This is a genomic window from Streptomyces sp. NPDC008317 (genome assembly GCF_042955955.1).
GTDB lineage: Bacteria > Actinomycetota > Actinomycetes > Streptomycetales > Streptomycetaceae > Actinacidiphila.
Genome location: NZ_JBIBFQ010000001.1, coordinates 303,271 through 327,001, shown reverse-complemented (window position 1 = coordinate 327,001; position 23,731 = coordinate 303,271). Strand labels below are relative to the sequence as shown.

At 71.3% G+C, this 23,731-nt stretch carries 21 protein-coding genes; 14 read left to right on the top strand and 7 right to left on the bottom strand.

Going from position 1 to position 23,731, the window contains the following annotated elements; all coding sequences use genetic code 11:
- Positions 1-45: 45 nt before the first annotated feature.
- The gene (locus tag ACFY9V_RS01250) at positions 46-909 is read left to right on the top strand and encodes an aldo/keto reductase (protein WP_391158564.1); all 864 of its coding nucleotides are present in this window, start codon (positions 46-48) and stop codon (positions 907-909) included.
- A gap of 48 nt (positions 910-957) precedes the next feature.
- Positions 958-1,932 (top strand): aldo/keto reductase, encoded by a 975-nt coding sequence (locus ACFY9V_RS01245; protein WP_391158562.1) that lies wholly within the window; start codon positions 958-960, stop codon positions 1,930-1,932.
- Between the two features lie 103 nt (positions 1,933-2,035).
- On the opposite strand, the gene ACFY9V_RS01240 is transcribed toward ACFY9V_RS01245, so the two are convergent.
- Positions 2,036-2,494: a winged helix-turn-helix transcriptional regulator gene (locus tag ACFY9V_RS01240; protein ID WP_391158560.1), complete on the bottom strand. Its 459-nt coding sequence runs from the start codon at positions 2,492-2,494 to the stop codon at positions 2,036-2,038.
- Positions 2,495-2,689: 195 nt separating this feature from the next.
- On the opposite strand from ACFY9V_RS01240, the gene ACFY9V_RS01235 reads away from it, so the two are divergent.
- Positions 2,690-3,328, top strand: a complete 639-nt coding sequence (locus tag ACFY9V_RS01235) for an NAD(P)-binding domain-containing protein (protein ID WP_391158557.1) — start codon at positions 2,690-2,692, stop codon at positions 3,326-3,328.
- 37 nt (positions 3,329-3,365) lie between these two features.
- Here the strand turns inward: ACFY9V_RS01235 and ACFY9V_RS01230 are convergent, their stop codons facing one another.
- The gene (locus tag ACFY9V_RS01230) at positions 3,366-4,508 is read right to left on the bottom strand and encodes a mandelate racemase/muconate lactonizing enzyme family protein (protein ID WP_355339789.1); all 1,143 of its coding nucleotides are present in this window, start codon (positions 4,506-4,508) and stop codon (positions 3,366-3,368) included.
- A 251-nt stretch (positions 4,509-4,759) separates the two neighbouring features.
- Between ACFY9V_RS01230 and ACFY9V_RS01225 the strand changes: the two genes are divergently transcribed.
- From ACFY9V_RS01225 to ACFY9V_RS01190, 8 genes are all read left to right on the top strand, one after another.
- Entirely contained in the window at positions 4,760-5,767 is a 1,008-nt protein-coding gene (locus ACFY9V_RS01225; RefSeq protein ID WP_355339792.1) for a LacI family DNA-binding transcriptional regulator, read from the top strand.
- 129 nt (positions 5,768-5,896) lie between these two features.
- On the top strand, positions 5,897-7,300 hold the full coding sequence (locus ACFY9V_RS01220) for an extracellular solute-binding protein (RefSeq protein WP_391158554.1): 1,404 nt from the start codon (positions 5,897-5,899) through the stop codon (positions 7,298-7,300).
- A 6-nt stretch (positions 7,301-7,306) separates the two neighbouring features.
- Positions 7,307-8,257 (top strand): ABC transporter permease subunit, encoded by a 951-nt coding sequence (locus ACFY9V_RS01215; RefSeq protein ID WP_391041784.1) that lies wholly within the window; start codon positions 7,307-7,309, stop codon positions 8,255-8,257.
- Positions 8,254-9,144, top strand: a complete 891-nt coding sequence (locus tag ACFY9V_RS01210) for an ABC transporter permease subunit (protein ID WP_391158551.1) — start codon at positions 8,254-8,256, stop codon at positions 9,142-9,144. Before ACFY9V_RS01215 ends, ACFY9V_RS01210 begins: the two co-directional genes overlap by 4 nt.
- A 66-nt stretch (positions 9,145-9,210) precedes the next feature.
- The gene (locus ACFY9V_RS01205; protein WP_391158548.1) at positions 9,211-11,508 is read left to right on the top strand and encodes a hypothetical protein; all 2,298 of its coding nucleotides are present in this window, start codon (positions 9,211-9,213) and stop codon (positions 11,506-11,508) included.
- A gap of 38 nt (positions 11,509-11,546) precedes the next feature.
- On the top strand, positions 11,547-13,772 hold the full coding sequence (locus tag ACFY9V_RS01200) for an FAD-dependent oxidoreductase (protein WP_391158545.1): 2,226 nt from the start codon (positions 11,547-11,549) through the stop codon (positions 13,770-13,772).
- Between the two features lie 11 nt (positions 13,773-13,783).
- Positions 13,784-14,641 carry an NAD-dependent epimerase/dehydratase family protein gene (locus tag ACFY9V_RS01195; RefSeq protein WP_391158543.1) on the top strand — a complete coding sequence of 286 codons (858 nt, stop codon included), beginning with the start codon at positions 13,784-13,786 and terminating at the stop codon, positions 14,639-14,641.
- 141 nt (positions 14,642-14,782) lie between these two features.
- Complete coding sequence (locus ACFY9V_RS01190; RefSeq protein WP_355339813.1) at positions 14,783-15,544, top strand: spermidine synthase; 762 nt, start codon at positions 14,783-14,785, stop codon at positions 15,542-15,544.
- A 119-nt stretch (positions 15,545-15,663) separates the two neighbouring features.
- On the opposite strand, the gene ACFY9V_RS01185 is transcribed toward ACFY9V_RS01190, so the two are convergent.
- Positions 15,664-16,242 (bottom strand): TetR family transcriptional regulator, encoded by a 579-nt coding sequence (locus tag ACFY9V_RS01185; protein WP_391041776.1) that lies wholly within the window; start codon positions 16,240-16,242, stop codon positions 15,664-15,666.
- Positions 16,243-16,655: 413 nt separating this feature from the next.
- Here ACFY9V_RS01185 and ACFY9V_RS01180 point away from each other — a divergent pair, with 413 nt between their 5' ends.
- Positions 16,656-18,842 (top strand): MMPL family transporter, encoded by a 2,187-nt coding sequence (locus tag ACFY9V_RS01180; protein ID WP_355339819.1) that lies wholly within the window; start codon positions 16,656-16,658, stop codon positions 18,840-18,842.
- A gap of 70 nt (positions 18,843-18,912) precedes the next feature.
- Here ACFY9V_RS01180 and ACFY9V_RS01175 read toward each other — a convergent pair whose 3' ends face one another.
- The 3 genes from ACFY9V_RS01175 to ACFY9V_RS01165 all read right to left on the bottom strand — a co-directional run bounded on the left by ACFY9V_RS01175 (position 18,913) and on the right by ACFY9V_RS01165 (position 20,889).
- The gene (locus ACFY9V_RS01175; protein ID WP_391158540.1) at positions 18,913-19,737 is read right to left on the bottom strand and encodes a phosphotransferase; all 825 of its coding nucleotides are present in this window, start codon (positions 19,735-19,737) and stop codon (positions 18,913-18,915) included.
- Between the two features lie 174 nt (positions 19,738-19,911).
- The gene (locus tag ACFY9V_RS01170; RefSeq protein WP_391158538.1) at positions 19,912-20,163 is read right to left on the bottom strand and encodes a hypothetical protein; all 252 of its coding nucleotides are present in this window, start codon (positions 20,161-20,163) and stop codon (positions 19,912-19,914) included.
- Between the two features lie 198 nt (positions 20,164-20,361).
- On the bottom strand, positions 20,362-20,889 hold the full coding sequence (locus ACFY9V_RS01165; protein WP_391158537.1) for an ATP-binding protein: 528 nt from the start codon (positions 20,887-20,889) through the stop codon (positions 20,362-20,364).
- Between the two features lie 299 nt (positions 20,890-21,188).
- Here ACFY9V_RS01165 and ACFY9V_RS01160 point away from each other — a divergent pair, with 299 nt between their 5' ends.
- Together ACFY9V_RS01160 and ACFY9V_RS01155 are read left to right on the top strand one after the other, a co-directional pair.
- Complete coding sequence (locus ACFY9V_RS01160; RefSeq protein WP_391158535.1) at positions 21,189-22,523, top strand: transcriptional regulator; 1,335 nt, start codon at positions 21,189-21,191, stop codon at positions 22,521-22,523.
- 59 nt (positions 22,524-22,582) lie between these two features.
- Positions 22,583-23,119 carry an NUDIX domain-containing protein gene (locus tag ACFY9V_RS01155; RefSeq protein WP_391158532.1) on the top strand — a complete coding sequence of 179 codons (537 nt, stop codon included), beginning with the start codon at positions 22,583-22,585 and terminating at the stop codon, positions 23,117-23,119.
- Positions 23,120-23,134: 15 nt separating this feature from the next.
- Here the strand turns inward: ACFY9V_RS01155 and ACFY9V_RS01150 are convergent, their stop codons facing one another.
- Complete coding sequence (locus ACFY9V_RS01150; RefSeq protein ID WP_391159537.1) at positions 23,135-23,701, bottom strand: Uma2 family endonuclease; 567 nt, start codon at positions 23,699-23,701, stop codon at positions 23,135-23,137.
- Between the last annotated feature and the right edge of the window lie 30 nt (positions 23,702-23,731).

The window sequence follows — 23,731 nt, the reverse complement described above, 5'->3', positions numbered from 1 at the left end:
GGAGGTCCGTTGTCGTCGTAGGTGGAATGAGAGAGGCGCGAAACCATGCAGAGCCGTCGTATCGGTGCCGTCGAGGTCAGCGCGATCGGGCTGGGCGGGATGCCCATGTCGATCGAGGGGCGCCCGGAGGAGGCACGTTCCGTCGCGACGATCCACGCGGCGCTCGACGCCGGGGTGACCCTGATCGACACCGCGGACGCGTACCACTGGCACGCCGACGAGGTCGGGCACAACGAGTCGCTGATCGCGAAGGCGCTGGCCTCGTACGGCGGCGACAGCGACGGCGTGCTGGTCGCGACCAAGGGCGGCCACCTGCGGCCGGGCGACGGTTCGTGGACGCTGGACGGCAGGCCCGAGCACATCAAGGCGGCGTGCGAGGCGTCGCTGCGGCGGCTCGGGGTCGAGGCGATCGGCCTCCACCAGTTCCACCGGCCCGACCCCGCCGTGCCGTACGAGGAGTCGGTCGGCGCGCTCGCCGAGCTGCTGGACGCGGGCAAGATCCGGATGGCGGGCATCTCCAACGCGAGCCCGGACCGTATCCGGCTGTCCCAGGAGATCCTGGGCGGGCGCCTGGTGTCGGTGCAGAACCAGTTCTCGCCCGCGTATCGCTCCAGCGAGCCGGAGTTGACGCTCTGCGACGAGCTGGGCATCGCCTTCCTGCCGTGGAGCCCGCTCGGCGGTATCGCCCACGCCGGTGAACTCGGCTCCTCCTACGGGGAGTTCGCCAAGGTCGCCGCCGCGCACGGCGTCAGCCCGCAGCAGGTCTGCCTGGCCTGGCTGCTCGCGCTGTCCCCGGTCGTCGTCCCGATCCCCGGCTCCAGCCGCCCCGAGACCATCCGCGACTCGGTCGCCGCCGCCGAACTCACCCTGGACGCCGACGAGATCGCCCGGCTCAGCGCCGCCGGCTGACGGTCCGCCCGCGCCTTCGCATTCCGCAACCCCGAGAAGAGGAAGTCTGTGCGTTACCGCGAACTGGGCCGCAGCGGCCTGTCCGTGTCGGAGATCGGCTACGGCGCCTGGGGCATCGGCGAGGGGGCGTGGGTGGGCGCGACCGAGGACGAGTCGGTGCGCGCCCTGCACCGGGCCGTCGACCTCGGCGTGAACCTCATCGACACCGCCCGCGGCTACGGCGAGAGCGAGCGCATCGTCGGCCGGGTCGTCCGCGAGCGGGCGGCGGCCGGTGACGAGATCCTGGTCGCCACCAAGGTCCCGCCGGGCAACGGCACATGGCCCGCGCCCGCCGGGGTGACCGCGGAAGAGGCGTTCTCCGGCGAGCACATCCGCGCCAGCCTGGAGACCAGCCTGCGCGCCAGCGGCCTCGACCACTTCGACGTGCTCCAGTTCCACGTCTGGTGGGACGAGTGGGTCGGCAGGGGCGACTGGCTGGAGACCGTCGCCGACCTCAAGCAGCAGGGCAAGATCCGGCTGTTCGGCGTCTCGATCAACGACCACGAGACGGACAACTCGCTGGCGCTGGTCCGCAGCGGTGTCGTGGACACCGTCCAGGTCATCTACAACATCTTCGAGCAGACGCCCGCCGAGTCGCTGCTGCCCGCCTGCCAGGAGCACGGCGTCGGCGTGATCGTCCGCGTCGCGCTCGACGAGGGCGGTCTGACCGGCGCGGTCACGGCCGGTACGACCTTCCCCGAGGGCGACTTCCGCAACCGCTACTTCCGCGGCGACCGCCCGGCCCAGGTCGAGCAGCGCGTCCGGGCGATCGTGGACGACCTGGGCATCGCCCCCGACGCCATCGCCGAGACCGCCCTGCGCTACGTCCTCAGCGCGCCGGCCGTCTCCACCGTCATCCCCGGCATGCGGTCGGTGCGCAATGTCGAGCGCAACACCGCGGTCAGCGACGGGACGCCGCTGACCGACGAGCAGCTCGCGATCCTCGCCAAGCACCGCTGGCAGCGGAACTTCTACGCGTCGTAGCGGGCTGTCGCCTCACCACCGCGAGGCACGGCGAGCCACGGCGAGCCACCGTGAACCACGGCGAGCCACCGCGACGCACCGCTCATCACCGCTCACCGACTGCTCACCACTCCTCGGCGCCCCGCGCCGCTTCGCGCGCCGCCGTATGCGCCGCTGCATCCGCCGCCGTATGCGCCGCCTCCTGGGCGTCGAGGAGTTCGTCGCCGTGGTCGAGGGCCCAGCGGCCGAGCGCCCGCATCGGGCCGTCGACCAGGCTCTCGCCCAGCGCGGTCAGCCCGTACTCGACGCGCGGCGGCGCCTCCGCGTACGCCCGGCGGCCCACCAGGCCGTTCCCGAGCAGCCGGTGCAGCGTCTCGGTCAGGACCTTGTCGCTGATCCCGCCGATCGCGGCGCGCAGCGCGCGGCGGCGGCGCGGGCCCGTGCGCAGCGCCGCGAGCACGACCGGGTCCCAGGTGTGGGCGAACAGGTCGGTGGCCGCGCGCAGCCGGCAGTCGGCGACCCGTTCGTAGCAGTGCGCGCCGGGGCTCTCGCGCGTCTCGTCGGGGCTCTCGTGAGGGCTCATCGCGCCACCCATCATGGTCCGTCCCTCGCGCACCGGCCGGTGCGTATCGGCTTCCCTACCGTATCCGTCAGACGATCGCCGCTGGTCACGGCGCCGGGCGGGGACTGGTCGCAGCGCGGGTCAAGGCGCTGGTCACGGCACAGGCCACGGGCGCGGCGCGGGCCACGGCACAGGGCACGGTCGAGGGAGCGAAGGATGCGGATCGGGATTCTCGGTACGGGAACGCTGGCGCGGGCGCTGGGCGAGGGCTGGCTGCGCGCCGGGCACGAGGTGGTGGTCGCGGGGCGCTCGACGGCCAAGGCGGCGGCGCTCGCCGAGGCGCTGGGCCGCGGCACGCGGGCCGTCGCGCCCCGGACGGCCGTCAGCGGGCGGGACGCGGTGTTGCTCGCCGTCGCGTGGGACGGCGCGGAGGACATGCTGGGCGCGGCGGGCGCGGCCGAGGGACTGCTGGCCGGGACGCCGCTGATCGACCCCACGAACGCGGTGGCGCACGGCGCCGGAGTCCTGCTCACGGGACCCGCCGAGTCCATGGCCGGGCGCGTCGCCGCCCGCGCCCCCGGCGCGCATGTGGTCAAGGCGTTCCACCTCTTCCCCTCCACCCAGTGGACCGACCCCGTCGGGCCGACCGTCACCGTCCCGATCTGCGGCGACGACCCGGCCGCGCTGGACGTGGTCGCCCGCCTCGTCCGGGACGTGGCCGCGACCCCGGCCGTCCTCGGCGGACTGGACCGCGCCCGCCAGGTCGAGGAGGTCGCGGGCTTCGTCATCACCCTGGCCTTCGCGGGCCACGACCCCAACGCGGCCGTCCCGGTCGTCCCGTCCCCGGTCGCGTAACGCCCGTCGAATCCGCGTCCGACGTGCCCTGATCCGGCTACCAGTTGGTGAAGGCGCCGTCCGGCGTGCGCAGATGGGGCCGCTCGGTCGTCGTGGCGCGGTGGGCGCGGGCGGCGTCGCGGTCGAGGGTGACGCCGAGGCCCGGCGCGTCGGTCGGCGTGACGCGGCCGGGGGAGATGGCCGGACGGGTGGGGAAGAGCGCGGCGATGGCGGGCTCGGGGTCCGTCTGGTGCTCCTGGATCGCCACATTCGGGCAGGCCAGGTTGAGTTGGAGCGAGGACGCGGCGGTGACCGGACCCAGCGGATTGTGGGTGGCGAGCTTGATGTGGTGGGTCTCCGCCATCGCGGCGATCTTCTTCGCCTCGGTCAGCCCGGCCGCCACCCCGATGTCGACGCGGGCGTAGTCGATCAGCTCCTCCTCGATCAGGGTCCTGAACTCCCATTTGGAGCCGTACTGTTCGCCCGCCGCCAGCGGTACGCCGGTCCGCGCGCGCAGCATCCGGTAGCTCTCGGGGTTCTCGCTGCGCAGCGGGTCCTCGACGAAGTACGGTCGGGCCGCCTCGATCTCGCGGCACAGGGTGACCGCCTCGGGCGGGTCGAGCCGGGTGTGCACGTCCAGGATCAGCTCGATCTCGTCGCCGAGCGCGTCCCGCACCGCGTGGAACAGGCTCACCGAATCGCGCAGGCAGCGCCGGGCGTCGAGGACGTCGTCCACGTCGTGCGGCGCGGAGAAGCGCACATGCCGCCAGCCCTCGGCGACCAACTCCCGGCAGCGGTCGAGGAATCGCTCGCGGTCGTGGTAGTCGTCGCCGACGTGCACGTACGCCGGGACCCAGTCCCGTACGCGTCCGCCGAGCAGGTCGTGCACCGGCACGCCGAGCGCCTTGCCGCGGATGTCCCACAGGGCGACGTCCACGGCGGCGATGGCGGCGCCGATGATGCGGTCGGCGGGGAAGAAGCCGCGGCGGAACATTACCTGCCACAGGTGCTCTATGCGCCGCGGGTCCTCGCCGACGATCAGCTCCGCGAGGTGTTCGAGGCCGCCCGCGACCGCCCGCTGCCGGGATCTGATGCCGACCTCGCCCAGGCCGTGGATGCCCTCGTCGGTGTCGACCACCACCAGCATCATGCTGTCGCCGTGGTCGGGGAGGGTCAGCACTTCCAGGCCGGTGATCTTCATCCCGCTCCTCCGTGAGTGAGGCCCCCGCGAGTGAGGCACTGTGCGCGGCGCCGTCCGCGGCCGGTGAGCCGCTATGAAAACGTTCCCGCAACTTCATCATGCTTGCTGAGAACGCATCATCCGCAAGGACCGCCCTGATCCGCAAGACCCTGCTGCACTGGAGATTTTCATTGCGGTAACACTCTTGACACCTCCGGGAACGTTCGCAAAGATCCACGGCATCCGGCAGCAGCGACGCGAGGAGGCGGTCCGTGGCAATCACGATCCGGGAGGTGGCGAGCGCCGCGGGCGTATCGGTGTCGACGGTCTCCCGCGCCTTCACGGCGCCCGACCAGGTGCAGCCGAAGACCCGGCAGCGCATCCTGGAGGCCGCGGCGAAGCTCGGTTACGCGCCGAACCCGGCGGCGCGCAGCCTGCGCGGCGGCGGCACGGGCACGCTCGGGCTGATCATCCCCGACATCGCCAACCCGTTCTTCCCGCCGATCGTCAAGGCGATGCAGGCCCGCGCCCGGCGGCTCGGCTACACCGTGCTGGTCGCCGACAGCGACGAGCGCGAGGCCGACGAGCTGGAGACGATCGCGGCGGTCTCCAAGCGGGTCGACGGCCTGGTGCTGTGGGCGTCCACGCTCACCGAGGACCGGCTGGGCGAACTGGCCGACCAGATGCCGCTGGTGGTCGTCAACCGCCATGTGCCCGGCATCCCCGAGGTACGGATCTCGCTGTCGGCCGGGATCGCGCAGGCCGTGGAGCACCTGCGCGCGTACGGCCACCGCCGGTGCGTGTTCATCAACGCCTCACGGGACGAGCTGAGCCGCGGCAAGTCCATCCACGAGTCCTTCGAGGCGCAGGACGTCTCCTTCGTCGAACTCGGGCCCTACGAGCCGCGGTTCGAGACGGGCGTGCTGGCCGCCACGCTGGTCGCCGCGCACGGCGCGACGGCCGTGCTCGCCCACAACGACCTCGTCGCCCTCGGCGTCCTGCACCAGATGGCGAGCCTCGGCGTGAGCGTGCCCGGTGACGTCAGCGTCATCGGCATCGACGACACCCTGCTCGCGTCCGTCTCCACCCCCAGCCTCACCACCATCAGGATCGACCCGGAGGAGGTCGCCACCCGGGCGGCCGACCTGCTCCTGGAGACGATCGCGGGCCACGGCGCGGCGCGTGCCGACGCGCCCGCCGACCCGCGGGCCACCCCCTTCGTGGAGATCGGCTCCCGGCTGGTCCCCCGCGCCTCCACCGGGCCCGCGCCGGGCCGCTGAGTCACCCGCCGTACCCGCGGCCACCGGCCGCCACGGCGCACATCGGCGCGACCCGCCCCGGGAACCGCGTCCCCCCATTCACAGCAAGGCACCCCGCACCGACCTCACCCTGCCCTCCGTGGAGACGAAATGTCCAGACAATCCCGTAATGCGGCCCTGCTCGGCTGCACCGCCATAGCCGTGTCCGTGGCCCTCACGGCCTGTTCCGCCGTCACCCCGAGCAAGTCCGGCGGCGGCGACGGCGGCGGCGACCTCACCCTCCGCGTCCAGGGCATGCCGCCCGCCACCGACAAGGCCGCGCTGACCCTCTTCAAGCAGCAGGTCGCCGACTTCGAGAAGGCCAACCCCGGCATCAAGGTCAAGGGCTCCACCACCGTCTTCGACCCGCTGACCTTCTCCGCCAAGCTCGCCGGCGGCAACGTCGAGGACGTCATCAAGGTCCCGCTCACCGAGCCGCAGCGGCTGATCCAGCAGAAGCAGGTGCAGTCGATCAGCGGCCAGCTCCAGTCCTGGGACCACTTTAAGGAGTTCAACCCGCAGGTCCTCAAGCCGCTGAGCGACAGCGCGGGCCAGGTCTACGGCGTCCCGCAGAATCCTTACGCCCAGGGCCTGGTCTACAACCGCGCGCTGTTCAAGGCCGCCGGGCTCGACCCCGACAAGCCGCCCACGACGTGGGACGAGGTCCGCGCCGACGCCAAGGCGATCGCCGCGAAGACCGGCAGGGCGGGCTTCGTCCAGGAGTCCAAGGACAACCAGGGCGGCTGGCAACTCGCCATGCTCTCCTACGCGTTCGGCGGCGACCTCGAACAGCGGCAGGGCGACACGTACACCGCGACCCTCACCGGCGAGGCCACGAAGAAGGCGCTCGGCCTGCTCAAGGACATGCGCTGGAGCGACAAATCGCTCGGGCGGAATCTGCTGAACAACCAGAACGACGTCATCAAGCAGTTCGCGGCCGGACAGGTCGGGATGTTCATGGGCAGCCCCGGCACCTACCGGCTGGCCAAGACGCAGTTCGGCATGGAGAACACCGACGACTTCGGCGTCGCCTCGATGCCGCAGTCCGGCGGCAACGCGACCCTGACCGGCGGCGACATCTACATGGTGCCCAAGTCCGCCGACACCAAGCACGCGGCGGCCGCCGTGAAGTGGCTGACCTTCGCCTACGCCGAGCCGCAGTACAGCACCGAAGCCGCCGCGGCCCAGGCCAAGGCGCTGGCGGCCGACCCCAAGTCGGCGGTCGGCGTACCGACGTTGCCGGTCTTCGACACCGCGCGGCAGACCGAGATCAACGCGGCGATCAAGCCGTACGTGAACGTCAAGCTCGACAACTTCGCGCCGTACACCCAGGGGCTGGGCACGCTCGACCTCAAGCCCGAGCCGCCGTACGAGGCGCAGACGCTGTACACCGCGCTCGACCCGGTCGTGCAGGCGGTGCTCACCGACCGCGGCGCGGACGTCGACGCGCTGCTCGCGAAGGCGGAGAAGGACGTCAACGCCAAGCTCGCCACCGACCAGTCCACCCAGAAGTAGCCGTTCATGAGCCTGCTCACCCACTCCCGGCGCGCCGCGCCCGCACCCGTCGCCCCCGCCAAGGGGAGCGCGGGCCGCCGCCGCGGCGGGACCGCCGCGCGCAAGCAGATCACGGCCTGGCTGTTCCTGCTCCCGGCCGTGCTGGTCTTCGGGCTGTTCGCCTGGTGGCCGATCGTCCGCAGCCTGCTGCTGAGCTTCCAGCGGACCAATCTCGTCGATCCCGCCGTCTGGGTCGGCTTCGACAACTTCCGCGCGGTCTTCGACGATCCGCTGCTCGGCACCGCCGTCGGCAACACCCTGTTCTTCGTCGGCCTCGGTCTGCTGATCGGGTTCCCCGCGCCGCTGATCCTGGCCGCGGTGATGTCGACGGTACGGCGCGGCGCGGGGGTGTACCGCTTCCTGGTCTATCTGCCGGTCGTCATCCCGCCCGTGGTCGCGATCCTGCTGTGGAAGTGGTTCTACGACCCGGGCAGCGGCCTGTTCAACACCGCGCTCGGCAAGGTCGGCCTCGGCCCGTACACCTGGCTGGAGTCCTCCGACACCGCGATGCTCTCGCTGGTCCTGGAGGCCACCTGGGCCGGGATGGGCGGCGCCGTGCTGATCTACCTGGCCGCGATGGTCGGCATCCCCGGCGAGCTGTACGAGGCCGCCGAGGTGGACGGCGCGGGCGTCTGGCGCCGGATCTGGCACATCATGCTGCCCCAACTGCGCTCGGTCATCGGCCTGTTGCTGCTGGTCCAGCTCATCAACACCGTGCAGGTCTTCACCGAGCCGTACGTCTTCACCGGCGGCGGCCCCGACAACGCGACGCTGACCGTACTGCTGCTGATCTTCCGCTACGCCTTCCAGGACGGCGAGTACGGCCAGGCCGCCGCGCTCTCCTTCCTGATGGTGCTCGCGCTGGGCCTGCTGTCCGGGGTGTATCTGCGCGCCACCCGCGGCTGGAGCACGTCATGACCCTGCTGAGCGAATCCCTCACCACCTTCGTCTCCGCCCACGACCGGCGGCGGCCCGGCGTACGGGCGGCCGTCCGCTCCGTCCAGGCGCTGACGCTGATCCTGCTGCTGCTCATCGGCATCGGACCGCTGTACTGGATGGTCAAGGGCGCGGTGTCCGCGCCCACCGAACTCACCAACCACCCGCTGGCGTTGTGGCCCGACCGGCCGCGGCTGGGCAACTTCGCCACCGCGTACACCGACCTGAGCGTCGGCCGCTATCTGATGAACACCTTCCTGGTGGTCGGCGGATCGTGGTTCGTACAGCTCTTCGTCTCCGCGACGGCGGGCTTCGCGCTGTCGGTCCTCAAGCCGCGCTTCGGCAAGGCCGTCTACGGCGCGATCCTGGCCACGATGTTCGTGCCGTACACGGTGAACATGGTCAGCCTCTTCATGACCGTCATCGACCTGCCGCTGCTGCACCTCAACCTCGGCGACACGTACTGGGCGATCTGGCTGCCCGCCGGGACCAACGGCTTCACGGTGCTGCTCGCCAAGCAGTTCTTCGACGCGCTGCCGAAGGAACTCTTCGACGCGGCACGGGTCGACGGGGCGAACACCTGGCAACTGCTCACCAGGATCGTGCTGCCGATGAGCAGGCCGGTGCTCGCCGTGATCAGCCTCCTCGCGGTCATGCACAGTTGGAAGGACTTCATCTGGCCGCTGGTCGCGCTCACCGATCCGGAGAAGCAGCCGATCAGCGTCGCCCTCGCCCAACTCGCCACCCAGGCACCGCAGGACCAGCTCATCGCGGCCATGGTGCTCGCCGTCGCGCCGCCGATCCTGTTCTTCGCCGTCGGCCAGAAGTACATCGTCGCCGGGCTCGGCTTCACCGGCGTCAAGGGCTGAGTACCCCCGCACCCCCCCCCGCTTCATCCACGCACCTTCTCTTCGGGACAAGAGAGAGGCACCTCCATGCCAGTCGCACGCCGCACATTCCTCCAGGGCACGGCCGTCGCCACCGGGGCCGCGCTGCTCCCGGCCGTCGCCGCCCAGAACGCGCACGCCGCGGGCGCGGTCACCGTCTCCGCCGACGGCATCACGCTCGTCGGCCAGAGCGACGGCAGCGTCCTGATCAGCGACGGCTCGGGCACCGCCCGCGTCCTGATCAGCCACTTCATGATCAAGGACAGCGTCCTCGGCCAGCAGCGCACCTACGGCGGCACGCCGACGCAGGTCACGCTGCCCGACGGCCGCCCCGCCGTGCGGATCACGTACACCATGGGCAGCGGCGCGTCCGGCGTCACGGTGCGCGGCACCTTCGACGTCACCGCGCACAAGGCCCACATGTCCTGGGAGGTCGGCGGCTCCACCACCCTGACGCCCACCGGCTTCATGGTCGCCCGCACCGTCCAGACGCCGAGCGCGGCCGAGTCGTACGAGGCGCTGACCACCTGGACGAAGGACCCGCGCGGCGGCATCCCGTACGAGGTTAACGCGGGCGCCGCGTACACCGAGACCTGGTCCGACACCCGGGGCTCCTTCTGCCTGGCCGCCAGCAACTCCACCTATACGACGGCCACATGGCTGCACGCCCCCGGCGCCGCTACGGGCACGGACACCGCCGCCACGACGGTGGACTTCGTCCTCGGCGGGCTGCGCCCGCGAGGCGCCGGGGTGCTGGCGGCGGGCAGGCCGCTGGGCGTGGAGGTGTGGACCGACCAGCCGTTCAACCTCTACAAGACCGCCGGGCAGACGATGACGCTCAAGGCGCAGGTCGTCAACGGCGGTCCGGCGGCCAAGCCGGTCACCGTGACGTGGTGGGCGCGGGACTTCGCGGGCACGCAGATCGCGGGCGGCACCGTCTCGCAGACCGTCGCCGCGGGCACCGCCTGGGACGCCTCCTTCCCGGTCGCCGCCCCCGCGCACGGCATCGTCTTCACCGAGGTCAGCGCCGTGAGCGGCGCCGACTCCGCGCTCGCCAGGACCAACCTGTCGGTGCTGCCCGACTTCGCCTACCAGGCGGGCGGCGAGTCGATGTTCGGCCTCGCCAACTACCCCTGGCTGCTCAAGCCGAGCCAGGCCGACGTGCTGGCGCTGCTGAAGCTGATCGGCGTGAAGCGGATCAGGATCGCCTACGCGGGCGCGCCCGGCATCGACACCGCGACCCTCGACGCCCACGGCATCCACCACAACGTGGAGCTGAGCGGCATCCCGATCGGCGGCAGCGCGGACCAGATCGCCGCCTGGGCCGACACCAACACCGCGAAGGCGACCGCCGCCGCCGCGGAGTACTTCGAGGTCGGCAACGAGGTGAACGCCCCCTGGATGGAGGGCCGGGGCGTCGAGTCGTACGTCAGCGACGGGCTGAAGCAGGTCACCGACCGGCTGGCGGCGGCCGGTTCCACGATGAAGGTCATGAACGCGGGCCTCGGCGGCATGGACTACGTGTGGACCGAGAAGTTCCAGCAGGCGGGCGGCTGGGACCTCATCGACGCCTTCGCCTTCCACCCGGGGCGCGGCAACTTCACCCCCGACTACGCCCCTTCGCCCGACGACTGGGTGGAGGGCACCACCGGCACCTACTGGAACTTCCTCGGCGCGCTGCGCAAGGCCAAGGAGATCATCGCCGAGTACGGGCCGAAGGAGCTGTGGATGTCCGAGGCGTACGCCCCGACCAAGCCCAACTCCTGGTGGCAGGACACCTACCGGCACGCCGCCGAGAACGTGCTGCTGAGCCTGGCGCTGGCCAAGTCCGAGGGCGTACGCGGCGTCAACTGGTACCAGTTGCACGACTCGACGATCCACCACCCGCAGGAGGCCGACCCGGACAACGTCGAGTTCCACTGCGGCATGATGCACCGCGACACCAGCGCCAAGCCGTCGCTGCTGGCGTACGCGACGGCCGCGCGCGTCCTCGACCAGGCCACGTACGTACGGCCGTTGGTCTTCGCCGACGCGGACGTGAAGGGGCTGCTGTTCACCACGCCCTCGGGCCCGGTGTCGATCCTGTGGACCCGCAAGGACGGCTACGTCCTCAACGCCGACCACGGCGCCGGCTCCTGGTACGCCTCGCCCGAGCCGTGGACCGACCCGTGGCCGACGAAGACGCAGGTCGTCGCGCACTCCGGGACCGTGGCCGGGACGGTGCGGGAACTCAACTGCGTCGGCGAGGAGCGGACGTTGAACGCGGCCGGCGGGAAGGTCACGCTCACCCTGGACGGAGCGCCGCGCGTCTACTACGGCCTCGCCGCCAACCCCGACTGGAAGTAAGCACGTCATGAGGGGCCGAGAAGAGTCATGAGGACGTCATGAGGAACGACACCGCACGGCACGACATCACCGTCGTCGGCGGCGGCCTGGCCGGGGTCTGCGCGGCCGTCGCCGCCGCCCGGCTGGGCCGGACCGTGGCGCTGGTCAACAACAGGCCGGTGCTCGGCGGCAATTCGAGCAGCGAGGTCCGCGTGTGGGTCTGCGGTGCCACCGGGCACGGCAAGAACCACCACGCCCGCGAGGGCGGCATCATGGGCGAGCTGTTCGTCGAGAACCAGTACCGCAACCCGGACGGGAACCCGTACTACTGGGACACCGTGGTGCTCGACGCCGTGCGCGCCGAGCCCAACATCACGCTGTACCTCAACACCGATGTGCGCGAGGTCGACGCCGAAGGTCCCGACGACGCGCGCCGGATCACCGCGCTGACCGGCTGGACCATGGGCTCCGAGCGGCGCGTCCGCTTCGAGAGCGAGGTGTTCCTCGACTGCACGGGCGACGGTCTGATCGGCTACCTGGCCGGGGCCAGGCACCGCATCGGCCGCGAGGCGCGCGCGGAGTACGACGAGCCGTGGGCGCCTGAGACGGCCGACGACATCACGCTCGGCTCGACGCTGCTGTTCTACACCAAGGACGCCGGCCGCCCCGTCAAGTACGTGCCGCCGGACTTCGCCAAGGACATCACCACGACGTCCATCCCGCAGCGCCGCATCATCAAGGCGGGCGACAACGGCTGCGCGTACTGGTGGATCGAGTTCGGCGGCGAACTGGACACCGTCCACGACAACGAGCGCATCCGCGACGAGCTGTGGTCGGTCATCTACGGCATCTGGGACCACATCAAGAACTCCGGCGAGTTCGACGCCGAGACCATGACGCTGGAGTGGGTCGGCTCGCTGCCCGGCAAGCGCGAATACCGGCGCTTCCTCGGCGACTACGTCCTCCACCAGGGCGACATCCTCGGCCAGACCGAATTCGCCGACCGCGTCGCCTTCGGCGGCTGGTCCATCGACCTGCACCCGCCGCAGGGCATGTACGCCACCGAGGCGGGCGCCAAACAGCGCTACGCGGACGGCATTTACCACATCCCGTACCGCAGCCTGTACTCGGTGAACACCGCCAATCTGCTCTTCGCCGGGCGGAACATCTCCGCCAGCCACGTGGCCTTCGGCTCGACGCGGGTGATGGCCACCTGCGCGACGATCGGGCAGGCGGCGGGCACGGCGGCGGCGCTGTGCGCGGACGCCGGGATCTCCCCGCGCGAGCTGGAAGTGGCGTCGCTGCACCGGGCGTTGCTCCGCGAGGACGCCTCGGTGATCGGGCTCGCCTCCGACGACCCGGACGACCTGGCGCTGCGGGCGACGGCGACGGCGTCCAGCACCCTGGCGGACCTGACCGTCGAGACCTCCGACGCCACCTGGCCGCTGACCGCCGACGCGGGCCTCGTCCTCCCGGCCGACCCCGCGCTCACCGGCCTCGAACTGCTCCTGGACGCCGAGCGCGACACCGTGCTGACCGTCGAGCTGTACGACCCGGAGCTGGGGCAGAACTACGTGCCGCGCCGCCTGGTCGGCTCGGTGTCGGTCCCGGTCGCCGCAGGGCGCGGCCAGTGGGTCAAGACCGGCCTGGAGTGGGCGCCGGACACCCCGCGCAACGCCTTCGTCGTCGTCCGCGCCGACCCGGCGCTCGCGCTGCGCGTCGCCGACCGGCCGACGCCCGGCGTGCTGTGCTTCACGCGGGTGCCGCTGCGACCGCAGGACGAGTCGCCGCAGCCGCTGCGCGAGTGGACGGACTCCGGCCTGCTGCGGCGGACCTTCTGCCTGCGGGCGGGCGAGACGGCCGCGTTCGCGCCCGCCAAGGCGGTCGACGGATACGCCCGGCCGTACGCGGGCCCGCACCTGTGGGTCTCGGAGCCGGTGCGCGAAGGCGCGCGGGAATGGCTGGAGTTGGCGTGGGACGAGCCGGTCGCGCTGCGCCGGATCGAGGTCGTCGCGGACGACGACGTCAACGAGGACCTGATCAATCTGCACCACCACAGGACCCCCTTCGACACGCTCCCGACGCTGGTACGGGACTATCGGGTGGAGGTGCGCGACGCGGCCGGGGCCGACTGGCGGGTGGTGGACCGCGTGACGGCCAACCGGCGCCGCCGTCGGGTCCACGTCCTGGAGGAGCCGGTCACCGCCCGCGCGGTGCGGATCGTCATCGAGGCGACCAACGGCGCCGCGTCCGCGCATGTCGTCGCCGTACGGGCCTACAGGTAAGGGAGTTGGCGGTGGTCACAAGGGTGCTGGTCACCGGGGCGGCCGGGCGGATCGGGCGGGCGGTCCTCGCGCTGCTCGCCGAGCGCGGCGTCGAGGCGAACGCGCTGGTCCTCGACGACCCCGGCGACCTGGGCCGGCTCGGCGCGCGGCTGGTCGTGACCGGCGACGCGGCCGACCCGGAGACCGTCCGCAGGTCCCTGGACGGCGCCGACGCGGTCGTCCACCTGGCGGCGATCCCGACGCCCGAACGCAACACGCCGCAGGAGGTGTTCAGCGGCAACACGCTCGCCACCTTCTCCGTACTGGAGGAGGCCGGGCGGGCCGGGGTGCGGCACGTGGCACTGGCCAGTTCGTGGGGGGTCACGGGACTGCCCTGGACCGGCGACCCCGCCCCGCACCCGCCGTACGTCCCCGTGGACGCCGCCATGCCCGGCCAGGTCGAGGACCCGTACGGGCTGTCCAAGCAGGTGGACGAGGTGACCGCCGCCATGATGGCGCGTCGGCACGCCATGAGCGTGGTCTGCCTGCGCTACCCGTACGTCGGCGGCTTCGAGGAGCGGCTGCGGGCGCACGCGGCGCGGGTCACCGAGCAACCGGCTTACGGCGCGCGGGACTTGTGGACGTATCTGGAGGTCGGCGACGCGGCGCGGGCCGCGCTGCTGGCCCTGCGGGTGACGGAACCCGGCGCGCATGTCGTGCACGTGTGCGCGCCCGAGATCCTGGTGCCCTTCCCCACCGAGGAGTTGATGCGCCGCTTCCACCCGACGACCCGCGTACTGCGTCCGCTGCCCGGCCGTACGGCACCGGTCGACACGGCGGCGGCGCGGCGGCTGTTCGGGTTCACGGCGGAACGCCTGATCGACGGGTGAGGTGACACCGGCCGGTCGGTGCCCGGACGGCGCCCGGTCGGCCGCGCGGTCGGGCTGGCGGTTGACGGCTGGTGAGGCGGAGGCCGCGCGGGCCGCTACCTTGGCCCGTACAACGCTGCCGTCGGGCCGGAGGAAAAGCACGTGAGCCGTCGCTTCGAGGAGATCGACTGGCGTCCGACGCCGATGGGCGAGATCAGCCTGCGGCGACGGCGGGACGTGGCGACCGGCGAGGACGTGCACGAGGTCAAACTCGGCGACGAGTTCCTGATGTCGAGCTTGTTCACCGCCGGTGAGATCGCGCTGTCCCGGCTCGGCCTGGCCGAACTCCCGGACGGGGACGGGGACGGGGACGGGGATGGGGACGATGGAGGGGACTCGTACGCGGATGTCGCCGTCGGCGGGCTCGGCCTCGGCTACACCGCGCGCGCGGCGCTGGAGGACGCGCGCGTACGGTCGCTGGTCGTCATCGACGCGCTCGCCGAGGTGATCGGCTGGCACCGGGAGCATCTGGTGCCGCTGGGCGCGGAGTTGACGGCCGACCCGCGCTGCCGCTTCGTGCACGGCGACTTCTTCGCCCTGGCCGCCGACGCCGACGGGCTCGACCCCGAGACGCCCGGCCGCCGCTTCCACGCCGTGCTCCTGGACGTCGACCACTCGCCCGCCCACGTCCTCCACCCCCGGCACGCCGCCCTCTACCGCCCGGACGGCCTGCGGCGGCTGGCCGCCCACCTCCACCCCGGCGGCGTCTTCGCCCTGTGGTCCAACGACCCGCCGGACGACCCCTTCACCGCCACCCTCCGCGAGACCTTCGCCACGGCCGAGGCCCACGTCGTCACCTTCCCCAACCCGCTCCAGGACGGCGAGGCGACCAACACGATCTACGTGGCGCGCACGGCGTCCTGACGTCGGCGCCGTGCTGACGGGCCGTCAGGCAGGCGCCGTGGTCAGGAAGGCGCGGGTCTCGGCGGCCACACGGTCCTGGAACTCCGGCTCGCGCACCCGCGCGGACCGACGTGCGGGCGCTACGACCTCGGCACCCGCAGAATCCGCAGCATCGTCGTCCGTAGCGCTTCCCCCAGCTCCTCGTCGGAGAGGTCGGCGAGGAGCGGCAGGGTCTCCGGGGCGAGGAGGGCGGTGCTGTAGGCGATGCGTTCGGCGGGTGTCGGCTGCTCGCCGTAGAAGAGGGTGAGGCCGCGCCGGTGCAGTGCGGCCACCTCTTCGTGGTTCTTGGTGGTGTGCCGCGCGTCCGGATCGGTGGAGGCCATCACGGCGTAGTGCCGGTTGGTGACGAGGAATTCGGCGAAGCCGTTGACCACGTGCTCGATGCGCGCCCGCCGGCCCCGCATCGCGTCGGCGTCGTCCAGCAGCGTCTCCATCCGGCGCATGCCGGGCTGCATCGCCGCGTGCAGGATGTCGCCCTTCGCGCGGAAGTGGTAGTAGACGGCGGCCTTCGTCAGGCCCAGCTCGTCGGCGATCATCTGGAGCGAGGTGGCGTTGTAGCCGAGTTCGAGGAAGAGCCGCTGGGCGGTGTCCAGGATCTGCTGCCTGGTCTGCTCGGCCTGCGCCGCACGGGTGGACATGCCCTTGGCAGGCGTCGGCATGGTTCTTGCTCCTCCTTCGTGGGCCGCGAGGACCGCACCGCAGCATACAAGCCGCCGGGGGCCCGGAAGCCGGTCGTCCGGCGGGTCACGGCCCCCTCGGGGGCCGGTCGCGGGCCGGTCGCGGGCCGGTCGTGGGCGGCCCGTCTCACCGGCCGGGTGCTGGTCGCGGGCGTGCCGTATCACCGGCCGGGGACCGTTGCGGGCGTGCCGGATCACCGGCCAGGTGCGGGTCGCGGGCGTGCCGGATCACCGGCCGAGGCCCGGTCACTCGCCAGCCAAAGACTAGTGACTCACCTGCCGATGTCCAGCGACTCACCATACGTTGGCAAGCGATTTACTTGACCTGCGGCTAGTGAATGCTTAACGTCAGGCTCGGCGTGCGCTACCCGAACCGGCCGTGGAGATATGTACCCATGTCAAGCTATTTGTACCGACTCGCCCGGCTCGCCTTCCGGCGCCGACGGCTGGTCCTGGCGTTGTGGCTGGTGGCGGCCGTGGTCGCCATCGCCGCCGCCCAGATCAGCGGCGGGAAGACCAACGACAACTTCACGATCCCCGGCACCGAGGCGCAGAACGCGTCCGACGTCCTGTCCGCCAAGCTGCCCGCCTTCAGCGGCGGCCAGAGCACCATCGTCTTCGCGACGACCCAGGGCAGCAGGAAGGTCACCGACCCGGCCACCATGAAGGTGATCGAGTCGGCCATGACCAAGCTGCGGACGGTCCCTCAGGTCTCCAACGTCGTCGACCCGTTCCAGGGCAAGCTCGTCTCGCAGGACGACAAGATCGCGCTCGGCCAGGTGCAGTGGTCGGCGGCGGCCACCGACGTCAAGGACGCCAACCTCGACCTGTTCAACGACGCGATGAAGCCCGTACGGGCGGACGGCGTCCAGGTCGAGTACAACGGCAGCGTCTATCCGGGCTGGCGGCAGGTGATCTCCGAGCTGCCCGAACTCATCGGCCTGATCGTCGCCTTCTTCATCCTGATGATCACCTTCGGGGCGTTCGCCGCGGCGGGCATGCCGATCCTGGGCGCGATCATCGGCGTCGTCACCACGCTGATGGCCATCACGGCCGTCGCGTCCGTGGTCACCATCGCCTCGGCCTCCACCACCGTCGCGCTGATGCTCGGGCTCTCCTGCGGCATCGACTACGGCCTGTTCATCCTGTCCCGGCACCGTACGAACCTGCTCAACGGCATGACGCCCGAGGAGTCCGTGCCGCTGGCCATGGGCACGGCGGGCAGCTCCGTCGTCTTCGCCGCGCTCACCGTGATCATCGCGCTGTGCGGGCTCACCGTCGTCGGCATCCCGTTCCTCACCGTCATGGGTCTGGCCGCCGCGGCCTCGGTCGCCGTCGCGCTGCTCATCGCGCTGACCCTGCTGCCCGCGATGCTCGGCTTCGCCGGGACCAAGGTTGCCACATTCACCCGGCTGCCCTGGCTCGGCGCCCGCGCGGAGCGGGTCGCCCGCCGTTCGGCCGCCGACCCGGACAGCCCCAACGGCGCCCGCTGGGCCCGCTTCGTCGTACGCCACCGCATCCTCGTACTCATCGGCGGCGTCGCCCTGCTCGGCGTGCTGGCCATCCCCGCCCTCGACATCCGGCTCGGCCTGCCCAGCAGCGCCTCCCAGCCGAAGAGCACCACCCAGCGCAAGGCGTACGACCTCACCACCGAGGGCTTCGGCGCCGGTTTCAACGGCGCGCTGCTGATCGTCGCGCAGAACACCAGCAGCCCGGCGGACACCGCGGCCATCGCGGCGCGGCTCACCAAGGTGCCGGGCGTCGTCAAGGTGACGCCGCTGGCCTCCAAGAACGGGGTCTCGCTGATCCGCGTGATCCCCAAGACCGGGCCGAACGACCCCGCCACCGCCGACCTCGTGCACACCCTGCGCGACGACCGGCAGCAGCTCGAAGGTCAGACCGGCACCGACATCCTCGTCGGCGGCACCACGGCCTCCAACATCGACGTCTCGGCCAAACTGTCCAGCGCGCTGCCGGTCTTCCTGATCGTCGTGGTCGGCCTGGCCTTCATCCTGCTGACCTTCGCCTTCCGCACCATCCTGGTGCCGATCAAGTCCATCCTCGGCTTCCTGCTGTCGATGGCCGCGGCCCTCGGCGCCCAGGTGGCGACCTTCCAATGGGGCTGGGGCCAGCGGATCTTCGGCATCACGCCGACCGAGACGATCAGCTTCCTGCCGATCATCATGCTGGCCATCATCTTCGGCCTGTCCAGCGACTACGAGGTCTTCGTCGTCTCCCGCATCAAGGAGGAGTACACGAAGAACGGCGACGCCCGCCGGGCCGTCCAGCGCGGCACCGGCCTGTCCGCCCGCGTCGTCACCGCCGCGGCCCTCATCATGTTCTTCATCTTCGTCGCCTTCATGTTCACCGACGACCCCACCATCAAGGCCATCGGCTTCAGCTTCGCCGCCGGCGTCTTCCTCGACGCCTTCGTCGTCCGCCTCACCCTCGTCCCCGCCGTCCTCGCCATCGTCCGCTCCAAGGTCTGGTACCACCCCCAGTGGTTCTCCACATACATCCCCGACCCCGACATCGAGGGCCAACGCCTCGAACACGAACTGAAATCCGGCCGCCTGACCTGACCCGCCCTGACCTGACCTGACCCGCCCTGACCCCGGCCGCTCCGCGGTTCAGACCGAGCCGACGGCGGGCTCACCCCCCACCGTCGTCCCGAGCGAAACGCCGAGCCCGCGTTCCCGCCGCAGTGCCGAGCAGCGCCTGATACCGCAAGTTGCTCGGCCGCGCGGCGTCGGGTCCGAGACGTGCCTCCCAGTCCCGGCAGACGCCCGCGACGAGCGCGGCCACGGCCACGGGGTCGGCGCTCCGCCAGGACGGGAACCGCCCGGCCCAGGCCACAGCGGCCTCGTCCGGCCAACCGGCTTCCATCAACCGCACCGCGGTGAGCGCCACGTCCACCCAGGCGGGCCCTGAAGCGACCATGGCCCAGTCCACGACGCGCGCGCCGCTCGCGCCGATCAGCAGATTGTGGGGATTGGTATCCGTGTGCAGCAACGCGTCCCCGGCCAGCAGCAGTTGCTCGTCATCCGACAGAACGTGCGCGTAGCGGTCACCCAACCGCGGCGCCAAGCCGTCCGCGGTCACCTCCTGCATACGCGCCAGCGCCCGCGCGACCAGTGCCGTGTCGGCGGAGCCCGGGGTGAGGTCGGCGTGCCGACCGTCGATGTACTCGAATACCAGCACATCCCACCCGGCGACCGTCACCCGGGCCAGCAACAACGGTGCCACCCCGGCGACCAGCGGATTCGCCGCGACTTCCCAGTCCTGGCCGACAACCCCGTCCGTGTCCGAGACCGGAACGCCCTTGACGAACACCCGCCCGTCCGCGGTGGCCAGTACGGCGGCGGTCTGGCACGTCAGCCCCTCCGCCACCGGCACCCAACCCGTCACCGCCCCCACGTACCCACCCACCGCTACCCGTACGGCGGACGGCAGCGCGTCCCATTCGGTACGTGGCATCCGGGCACCTCCGACGAAAGGTCCCCGAGGCGACCGCTTCGGGGCCGAACACGCTACTGCGTCGCCCCGCACTTCCGGCAGCGAATCTTGCCCGACCATCCGACCCACTCGTGATCGCAATTCGGCACGACCATGTCCCTCACCTCCTTTCCCGACGTGACGGGCTCGGACCGTTCAGCCCGTGCCGTCCTGCGCCTCCGCCGCGGTCTCCTGGTCGACCGCGTCGGCCAACTCCCAACTGTGGCCGCCGCTGTGCCCGTCGAACTCGCAGCACCCGTCCATTCCGTCCGGGGACGCGGTCGGGCAGTCGGGCAATACGGCGAGGGCCGAGTAGGGGGATCCGTCCACCCACCGCAGCCAGACGGCACCCTGGGGGAGACCGCGGGGGTCCATGACCAGCCCCATGTGAAGGGATGTCCGGTCCATGCCGCTCCTGCGCGCAGCGCACCCAATGCTCCGCGTCCTGGAGGGTGTGCGTGCTTTCCGTCGCCAGGGCGAGCAGCTCGCACAGCGCGGTATCGCTGAGAGGTGTTGTGCGATCGCACACCCACCGCGCGGAGGGTGTGCGAGGAGGTGCCGCCGTTCCGGTCCGTCCCGGTACCGACGTGGGGTGTCCACAATGGTTCACGGCCGCGCCCCTACCGCGCCGGAGAGGGCGAAGGCATGCCGTCGGCGCACGATCCGATCCGCCTCCGTGAAGCCCGGCGTCCGGCTTGGTAAGCAGACCGTCGGCTGACCGGTCTCCTGCTCCGCGAACTCGTCGCCGACTTCGAACCAGACGACTTTTCCGGCCGGTAGCGCTTCGCTGTCCCAGGCGGCGGACAGCGATGCGACCAGGAGCAGACCTCGACCGTCCTCCGCGCCGGCGGATCCCTCGCGTGGGACCGGCCGTCGCGAGTCGACATCCGTGACCTCGACACGCACCCGGCTGCCGGTCCACCGCACGGCTACGGCGCAAGCGGCCCGCGTGTGGCGTACGGCATTGGTGACCACCTCGGTCGTCAGCAGCGCCAGGTTGTCGAACGTCTCGTCCAGAAGCGGCACTTCCCAGCCACGGACGACCTTGACGACCGTACGCCGGGCCGCTGCGACTTCTGCTTCGTCAGCCGGTACCAGAAATCCGTACGGCATGGCATGGACGCCGTTCTTCACCGCCGATCGCCGAAGGCGGACACCCGGTGGTGTCGCACCCGATGAGTCCGATGAGCTCGATGGGGTGGGGCAATGCATGTCATGTCGACCTTTCATCGAGGGGCGAGGGGAGGCAGTAATCCGCCGTGAAATCCGTCGGAGCCTGCGCGCCTGGCGACGGCCACGCGGCCCTGAGAAGAGGTTCAGCCGTCCACCGCTCGGGCGGGAGTGTGTACGGGGCCTGAGCGCGGAGGGTGCGAACACACACTGTGTGAAGGCGAATTGGCTACGCTCGCTGCACTGAGTGATGCGAGGGTCACATGGAGCCAAACACGCTGTTGGACGCCTTGCTCGACGAGGCCGGAATGTCACGGGTCGGTCTGGCCACCCGCGTGAACGCCGCAGGCCGTGTTCGGGGCAAGGAGATGCGCTACGACCACGCCTCGGTGATCCGCTGGCTGCGCGGGCAACGACCGCGCGGTGTCGTACCGGATCTGATCTGCGACGTACTCGCCGCACGCCTCGGCCGGCCGGTCAGCCTCGACGCCATCGGCATGGGGAACCCGGCTACTGCCGAACCCGCCGCCCCGTTGGCGGGCTTCATCGAACGCTCGACCGCGCTGTGGCGGGGAGACGGCCAGGACCGTGAGGACGTCAAGCGCGCCCCGCTCATCACCGGCATGGCGGCGATCGGGCCGGTGTGGGAGTGGGAGAACCCGCCCGACGACCTCGACGTCTCCCGCGCAGGCAACGTTCACGTCGGCCGCGCGGACATCGATGCGCTGCGAGTGGCCCGGCGTCACTACGAGGCCATGTACCGCCAAGTCGGCGGCGTCGCCACCCGAGGCCGGGTCGTACGGTTCCTGGCGGACCACACCTCCCGCTTGGTTCGCGGTGCGTACACCGACGCCACCGGCCGCGACCTGCATCGCGCGGTGGGCGGCCTGGTCGCGGTCGCCGGGATCTGCGCGTACGACTCCGACGCGCAGGGCCTCGCGCAGCGCTACTTCCACCAAGCGCTCCGCCTCGCAAAAGCCTCCGGTGACCGGGCGTTCGGCGGCTACGTGATAGCGCTCCTGGTCAACCAGGCTGTCTTCATGCGGGACTTCCGGCAGGCGGTCGCCTTCGCGGAGGCCGGCCTCCGTAGCGCGGGCGCCGATATGTCGCCCGCGCTGGCGACCGACCTGTACGCGATGCAGGCCAAGGCGTTCTCCCGCATGGGCGACCAGGCAGCCGCGCACCGCTGCATGCTCCTCGCCGAAGCCGCCGCCACCCGTATCCGCTCCGCCGAGGAGCCCGCCGAACTCGGTTACGTCCAGCCGGGCCTGGTCGAGGCCCAGCTCGCCGAAGCCCTTATCAGCCTGCGCGACTGGACCCCCGCCCAGACCTACGCTGCCGAAGCCGTACGCGCCCAGGCGCACGCGCGCGGTTCCGTGCACCGTCTGGCCACGCTCGCCACCGCCGACCTCGGTCGCGGCAACCCCGAGCAGGCCGCCGCCCACAGCCTCACCGCCCTCACCCTCGCCCAGGGCCAGGAATCACAGCGCCTGCGCGACCGCTTCGTCCGCCTGCGCGGCCTGCTCGCCGACCACGGCTCAGCCACCGCACGGGACGCAGTCGAGCAGATCGACGCCTCGCTCTCACTGCCGCTGTGACCGGGCGGGTGCGGTAGCGTCCGAGACGCTGAGCCGGTATCCAGGGACGGAGTACGCACGTGTCGGTGTGGAAGAACCACGGTGAGAGGACCGTCTACGAGAACCCCTGGCTGACCCTCAACCTCGCCGACGTCGAGCTGCCCGACGGCCGTCATCTCGATCATTACCTCATCCGCCAGCGGCCGGTCGCCCTGGCCACCACCGTCAACGAAGCCGGTGAAGCCCTCCTGCTGTGGCGCCACCGCTTCATCACCGACAGTTGGGGCTGGGAACTGGCCGCCGGTGTCGTCGAGCACGGTGAGGACGTCGAAGCCGCGGCCGCCCGCGAAATGCTCGAGGAAACCGGCTGGCGCCCCGGCCCCCTCCGCCACCTGCTGACCGTCGAGCCCTCCAACGGCCTCACCGACGGCCGCCACCACGTCTACTGGTCCACCACCGCGGAACACATCGGCCACCCCGAGGACGACTTCGAGTCCGAGCGCCGCGAATGGGTCCCCCTGTCCTCGGTCCCGACCCTGATCGAGCGCGGCGAGATCCACTCGGCGAACGCCGTCGCCGCTCTCCTTCTGCTCCACCACATGCACGCCACCACGTGAGTCCGGCACCGCCGGTCAGACCGAGCCGAGGTCGATCTCTGCGGCGAAGGGGACCACGGCCTTCACCGTGCCGGTGAACACGTCACCGTCGCGGTAGGCCGTGCCCGCGGGGTCGAGGACGTACGTGTAGACCAACGGGACGCCCGTGGCGGTCTGTTCGACGCGCCAGTAGAAGGGGATGCCGGCCTTCGCGTACTGGTCGACCTTCACGATGCGGTCGGTGGTCTCGGAGCCCGGTGAGACCACCTCGACCACCAGCAGTACGTGCTCGGGCCGGGTCGGCGTGACGTCGATGGTGTCCGCGCGGTAGACGACGACGTCCGGGCGGCGGTTGCTCAGCGGCACGTCCTGGAGCCGCACGTCGAAGTCCGTGTCCGCGTTCCAGTCCGCCCCGGAGGCGGCGTCCAGCCCGTTCGCCAGAATCCTCGCCAGGCGGTTGTGCCGCTTGGACCCGCTGGGGCCCACGACGACCATCCCGTCCACGATCTCGATCCCGGCGCACTGCTCCTCCGACCAGGAGGCGTACTGCTCGGAAGTGATCGGAGCGTGCATCCATGCGGGCGCGACCATCTCCGCGCTCATGGCGTACCCCCCTGCACCTGCTCGACGGGC

What these genes read in the sequence shown, in the direction of transcription:
- ACFY9V_RS01205 (WP_391158548.1), top strand. Translation starts at nt 9,211, where the DNA reads ATGCCAGTCGCACGCCGCACATTCCTCCAGGGCACGGCCGTCGCCACC.
- ACFY9V_RS01180 (WP_355339819.1), top strand. Translation starts at nt 16,656, where the DNA reads ATGTCAAGCTATTTGTACCGACTCGCCCGGCTCGCCTTCCGGCGCCGA.
- ACFY9V_RS01175 (WP_391158540.1), bottom strand. Translation starts at nt 19,737, where the DNA reads ATGCCACGTACCGAATGGGACGCGCTGCCGTCCGCCGTACGGGTAGCG.
- ACFY9V_RS01220 (WP_391158554.1), top strand. Translation starts at nt 5,897, where the DNA reads ATGTCCAGACAATCCCGTAATGCGGCCCTGCTCGGCTGCACCGCCATA.
- ACFY9V_RS01160 (WP_391158535.1), top strand. Translation starts at nt 21,189, where the DNA reads ATGGAGCCAAACACGCTGTTGGACGCCTTGCTCGACGAGGCCGGAATG.
- ACFY9V_RS01230 (WP_355339789.1), bottom strand. Translation starts at nt 4,508, where the DNA reads ATGAAGATCACCGGCCTGGAAGTGCTGACCCTCCCCGACCACGGCGAC.
- ACFY9V_RS01170 (WP_391158538.1), bottom strand. Translation starts at nt 20,163, where the DNA reads ATGGACCGGACATCCCTTCACATGGGGCTGGTCATGGACCCCCGCGGT.
- ACFY9V_RS01235 (WP_391158557.1), top strand. Translation starts at nt 2,690, where the DNA reads ATGCGGATCGGGATTCTCGGTACGGGAACGCTGGCGCGGGCGCTGGGC.
- ACFY9V_RS01150 (WP_391159537.1), bottom strand. Translation starts at nt 23,701, where the DNA reads ATGAGCGCGGAGATGGTCGCGCCCGCATGGATGCACGCTCCGATCACT.
- ACFY9V_RS01210 (WP_391158551.1), top strand. Translation starts at nt 8,254, where the DNA reads ATGACCCTGCTGAGCGAATCCCTCACCACCTTCGTCTCCGCCCACGAC.
- ACFY9V_RS01200 (WP_391158545.1), top strand. Translation starts at nt 11,547, where the DNA reads ATGAGGAACGACACCGCACGGCACGACATCACCGTCGTCGGCGGCGGC.
- ACFY9V_RS01240 (WP_391158560.1), bottom strand. Translation starts at nt 2,494, where the DNA reads ATGAGCCCTCACGAGAGCCCCGACGAGACGCGCGAGAGCCCCGGCGCG.
- ACFY9V_RS01185 (WP_391041776.1), bottom strand. Translation starts at nt 16,242, where the DNA reads ATGCCGACGCCTGCCAAGGGCATGTCCACCCGTGCGGCGCAGGCCGAG.
- ACFY9V_RS01250 (WP_391158564.1), top strand. Translation starts at nt 46, where the DNA reads ATGCAGAGCCGTCGTATCGGTGCCGTCGAGGTCAGCGCGATCGGGCTG.
- ACFY9V_RS01215 (WP_391041784.1), top strand. Translation starts at nt 7,307, where the DNA reads ATGAGCCTGCTCACCCACTCCCGGCGCGCCGCGCCCGCACCCGTCGCC.